Annotated in this window: 6 protein-coding genes; 5 read left to right on the forward strand and 1 reads right to left on the reverse strand. The window is 30.9% G+C overall.

Going from position 1 to position 4,683, the window contains the following annotated elements:
- Positions 1–40 precede the first annotated feature (40 nt).
- Genes D3H64_RS10015 through D3H64_RS10035 form a run of 5 tightly spaced genes read left to right on the forward strand, consistent with a single transcriptional unit; the run spans position 41 to position 3,962 of the window.
- Positions 41–349: a S16 family serine protease gene (locus tag D3H64_RS10015; protein WP_158589286.1), complete on the forward strand. Its 309-nt coding sequence runs from the start codon at positions 41–43 to the stop codon at positions 347–349.
- 1 nt (position 350) lies between these two features.
- Positions 351–1,055: a hypothetical protein gene (locus tag D3H64_RS10020; RefSeq protein WP_121566070.1), complete on the forward strand. Its 705-nt coding sequence runs from the start codon at positions 351–353 to the stop codon at positions 1,053–1,055.
- Entirely contained in the window at positions 1,045–2,310 is a 1,266-nt protein-coding gene (locus D3H64_RS10025) for a radical SAM/SPASM domain-containing protein (RefSeq protein ID WP_121566071.1), read from the forward strand. The genes D3H64_RS10020 and D3H64_RS10025 overlap by 11 nt, the downstream gene beginning before the upstream one ends.
- 3 nt (positions 2,311–2,313) lie before the next feature.
- Entirely contained in the window at positions 2,314–3,219 is a 906-nt protein-coding gene (locus D3H64_RS10030; protein ID WP_121566072.1) for an ABC transporter ATP-binding protein, read from the forward strand.
- On the forward strand, positions 3,216–3,962 hold the full coding sequence (locus D3H64_RS10035) for an ABC transporter permease (RefSeq protein WP_233554944.1): 747 nt from the start codon (positions 3,216–3,218) through the stop codon (positions 3,960–3,962). Before D3H64_RS10030 ends, D3H64_RS10035 begins: the two co-directional genes overlap by 4 nt.
- 609 nt (positions 3,963–4,571) lie before the next feature.
- Here the strand turns inward: D3H64_RS10035 and D3H64_RS10620 are convergent.
- On the reverse strand, positions 4,572–4,683 hold a 112-nt coding region (locus D3H64_RS10620), incomplete at its 5' end, for an ATP-binding protein (RefSeq protein WP_370448464.1).

Raw genomic sequence — 4,683 nt, forward strand, 5'->3', positions numbered from 1 at the left:
CACAGCTCTCCCTTTGTGAAAAATTTAGGGGGTGGCTAACTTGTACTTGAAATTTACGTTCCACATTCATTTTACTAATTCAGAAATATTTAAAAATGGTCCTTCAGTAGGATTAGCGGTTTTTATAAAGTTAGTTTATAGGGATAAATTTGAAGAGTATTCAGCTTTGATTACCGGTGAGCTGGATTTGGAAGGAAATATCATTGAAATAGGTGGTATTTCTAAAAAATATGAAGTTTATTTGGGAAACGAAGAATTTAATTTTTTTATAGCACCTAGAGATAATTATGAAATTGGAATGACAGGGCTATATTTTCAGCATGTAGATGAGATAAACTTGAGGATTTAATATGGAACAAAGTGAGTTTACTATTTTGGCCAGGAGCGATAGTGATAAAAGTCTCTTGTACTCAGTTTTGATAGGTGAATATGTAGAGATAGAAAATCAACATATCCATTCTTTACTCAAAAAAAATAGTTTGAGTATGATAGCTAATAAAGTAGAAAGAAGTATTGTTGAGCGTGGTTATTTTAAAGAGAGGGATTTTGATGAACTTCGATGTTTGATGTTTATACTGAAAAGTCTTTATTTTAGTGGAAAACGAATAGATTTAATCTTGGATAAAAGGAGTATAGCTAACTTTAAAACAATAACTAAGATTATTAATATATTATCAAATAAGCATCATGTTTATTTACATGTTGACGGCTCGATATTTAATTTGGGCATTGAAAAATTTGATTTTGTTAATATAGTTACAAACGATTTTTCTTATACTTTCAGGGATGGAGTAGTATATAGGATAGTGGAAAAACTAACCGGCGAGAATTATGAAGTATTAAAAGATTTGATGGAATTATATTACTATACAGCATTTGTTAATGCCTTAGATATTTTAGATCTTACAGATAAAAGTCAACATTTATTAGAGTTTGTTAAAATAAAACAAGAAGAGCATTTTGTTAACAATATGAGAGTAGATGATATTTTAGAACTGGAAAAGAAGGTCGTTTCTTTCCTAAAGAAAATAGAAGAGGGCTATTATGAAGTTTAATAAGTATGCAGTAGTAAAATATTATAAAAACAGAATTGAGTTATATCATTTGATAAATCGAGCTACATTAAGAATAGACTGTAATTTTTCTCTTCCAAATAAATCAGAAGAGCAAATTTTATCTTTATTAGATGAAGATGCTATAAACCTTTTGAAACGAAGTGATTTTATTTCTGATTCTGAAAAGGACGATTATTCGAAGTATAAGATATATAAAGAGGCTTTTAAATATTCAGATTGTATCAATCGTTTTGTTATTCATTTGAATTATGATTGTAATTTAAAGTGTGGATATTGCTATCAAAATGTTATTGAAAATAAAATAGTTATGAATGAATTAACGATGTTTCAAATAATAAAATTTATTAGCGATGTTGTGAAGAAGACATCTCCAGAGTTAATTGATATATGTTTTATCGGAGGTGAGCCTACTTTACACACTGATAGAATTATAAAAATAATGGAAATTTTAAATCAAGATATCCATATTCCTAAGTCATACAGTATAGTTTCTAACGGAACTTTTGGTAATAAAAGAATTTTACAAGAGATGGTTGATTATGGATTAAAGGATTTCCTTATTACATTGGATGGGCCAAAAAATATTCACGATTCTTTAAGGTGTTCTGAAGTAGGAAGGGGAAGTTACGAGAGGATAATCAAAAATTTAAAGATGATGCAAGATAACTTTTCTGATGTTTTGGTTAATATAAATTGTAATCTTAATATACAAAATATTACACATATAGAAGACTTGCTGATGGATTTAGAGAAAAACGGGATAATGTATCCTATAGCATATAGTTTTGTGATTGATACTAAAGTAAAAAAATGGAAGTCGACTATCAAAGAAGCTGATAAAATTTGGAAGAACATACATCGATTATCCAATAGATATGGATATCGCTTTTCTCCATTTTACCGAGATACCTACCTTACCTGCTCTTTGTTCCAAAAAAACAATTTTACGATAGGAGCTGATGGTTATTTATATGCTTGCATTGAGGGTGTTGGAATAGATGAGTATAGACAATGTCATGTTAATTTATATAATACAATCTACTATCATTTTCAAATGGCTAAATTTGCTGAGCTAGAAAATTATTCCTTAGCCTGTCAAAAGTGTAAATTTTTGCCAGTTTGTGATGGAGGATGCCTATATAGAAAAAATAATGGAGATTTTATATGTCCTAAAGTAGACTTTGAAAAGAATGACGTAGAAATGGTTTTTGATTACTGTTTTGAGGAGAACTAGACAATGGTATATGAAGTAAGAAACATTGATAAGAGTTATCAAAATAATCAGGTATTAAAAAAAGTATCTTTTCACATTCCTTCAAATAAGATTACGGTTATTCTTGGTAAAAATGGAGCAGGGAAAACAACATTAATTAAATTAATGCTTGGAATGATTACTGTAGATAAGGGAGAGATTTTATTTAAGGGTAATCCTATATCCAAATTAAGGCATACATATTATAAACAAGTCAGTGCTGTTTTAGAATCTGTGGATAACGTATATCCATTTTTAACAGGAAAGCAAAACATCGAGTACTTTTTAGGATTATCTAATTTGTCTATCAGTTATGTAAGTGATTCTATTCAACACTTAATCAATGAATTTGATTTGAAAGATGCAATTAATCAACCAGTTGGCGGATACTCTAGGGGTATGTTACAGAAGCTTTCGCTGCTTATTTCATTAATAACAAATGCAGATGTTTTATTTCTAGATGAACCAACACTAGGATTAGATTTTCAAAGTTCCAAACAGTTGTGCCGTAAAATAAAAGAGTTAGCGAAAAGGGAACATAAAACAATTATATTAACGTCCCATCAAGCAGACATTATTGAACTATTAGCGGATTATATTATTGTGCTAGATGAAGGTTCGGTTATATACAGTGGGGATTATCAAGATTTTTTGAGTCAAGTTCCCAATTCAGATGAATATATAGCTGTTTTGGATGGGGACTTACCTGGTGTTGAATTGGATTGCCACAGGGATAAAGGGAAAAGCTATATTAAACGGGAATCTTTTGAAGATTTGTACTCTATATTGAAAGAAAATTCATTGATACGAAATGTGATTAAAATTGAAAAAGTAAAGCCGACAGTTGAAGATGCACTTATTTATTTTTATAATCATGGAGTTGAAAAATGATGAAATTATTCAATGCAGAATTACGTAAATATTTACATGAAGTTGGGACTTATTATCCAGATCATATTGTAAGTACACTAGTCACTGCAATTATGTTTTATATGTTTTTGGTGATTCAACATCGCCAAATTGATCAAACCTATGTTGGCTTTGTTTACTGGTATTTGCTAAGTTCAGTGATTAGTGAGGCTGCGGTTTCTGTATCTTCTGAAAAGCAAATGGGAATATTAGATCAATTAATTATCAGACCCTTCCCTTTTGAACAATTAATTGTTGTGCGTACAATTGTTTGGTTAAGCGTTAATTTATTAAAGGTATTACTAGTGTCGCTTGTGTTAAGTATTTTGCTGGAAATTCAGATTCCCTTTAATGAGTGGTATGTGATTACCTTTTTGCTCACCACAATTGGAGTGTTTGGCTTTACATTGTTACTCGTTGCTTTGACTCTAAAATATACTAAAACAGCTTCTTTCGACTCTGTTATTTCCTACACGTTACTATTTTTTACTGGAGCAGTTTTGCCTCATGAGATGATGCCAAAATGGGCAGTTATGATTGGAAGGTGTTTACCGATTTCTATTGGAATCGAAATCACTCAGAACCTTATGAAGCATGAAAAGGTACCTTTAAATCAGTATCTGATACTTTTCTTTCAATCGATAATATTTTTGGCTTTGGGGTATGCATTATTTAAGATGATATACCTTTCTAGCAAAAGATCTGGCATTGATAGGAGCTACTAAGTAGTGCTGATATAAGGCCAAGGATTCTGTGACTAGTGTTGCTGGATCCTTGGCTTTTTCTTATTGTTTATTAAAAGCGCTTACTTAGAAACATAGGAGGACGAACTAGATAGATAATTTTAGCTAGAAGTAAGTTATTCCATCAAAATGGCTAATGCCTTTTATTATTGGGGCATTACTATCTAATTGTTGACAAGAAAAGTAAGATGAAGAATTGACTAGCTAATCTTTCTAAAATTTCATTTAAGAAAATAAAGCAGAGGCAAAAATGTCAATTAACATATGTTGATAATTTGTAAGTGTAAAGACCATAAAAGATATTATGGGGAAGGAAGTTGTGGTTCTTTTACGTCTGGTCAATAGTATAAAACATAGTTATCTATCAATTACTTTAATAGCATTGGCAAATAGATGGTCATGATGGATCAGTTAAGTAGATTGATGAAGTGGTATTAATGCAAAGATTTTTGTTAGCAAAGCAAAAAGTGTGTTTGGCAATTAAAAAATCAACCACTATGGCAATTAAAATCCAACCAGCGTGGCAATTAAAATCCAACCAGCGTGGCAATTAAAATCCAGCCACCCCTGCGTTATTTATTACTTCGTTATTTATTGCATGGATGAATGCCTTAAGCGATAACTTTCTCCCTCGTGCATAATGAGTAATCCGTGATGGACCATGCGATCCAAAATAGCGGCGGTTAGCTTCTGATCATAGAAG

The sequence above is a fragment of the Atopobacter sp. AH10 genome, from assembly GCF_003664595.1.
In the GTDB taxonomy this organism is placed as follows: Bacteria; Bacillota; Bacilli; order Lactobacillales; family Aerococcaceae; genus Atopobacter.

What these genes read in the sequence shown, in the direction of transcription:
- D3H64_RS10030 (WP_121566072.1), top strand. Translation starts at nt 2,314, where the DNA reads ATGGTATATGAAGTAAGAAACATTGATAAGAGTTATCAAAATAATCAG.
- D3H64_RS10035 (WP_233554944.1), top strand. Translation starts at nt 3,216, where the DNA reads ATGATGAAATTATTCAATGCAGAATTACGTAAATATTTACATGAAGTT.
- D3H64_RS10025 (WP_121566071.1), top strand. Translation starts at nt 1,045, where the DNA reads ATGAAGTTTAATAAGTATGCAGTAGTAAAATATTATAAAAACAGAATT.
- D3H64_RS10020 (WP_121566070.1), top strand. Translation starts at nt 351, where the DNA reads ATGGAACAAAGTGAGTTTACTATTTTGGCCAGGAGCGATAGTGATAAA.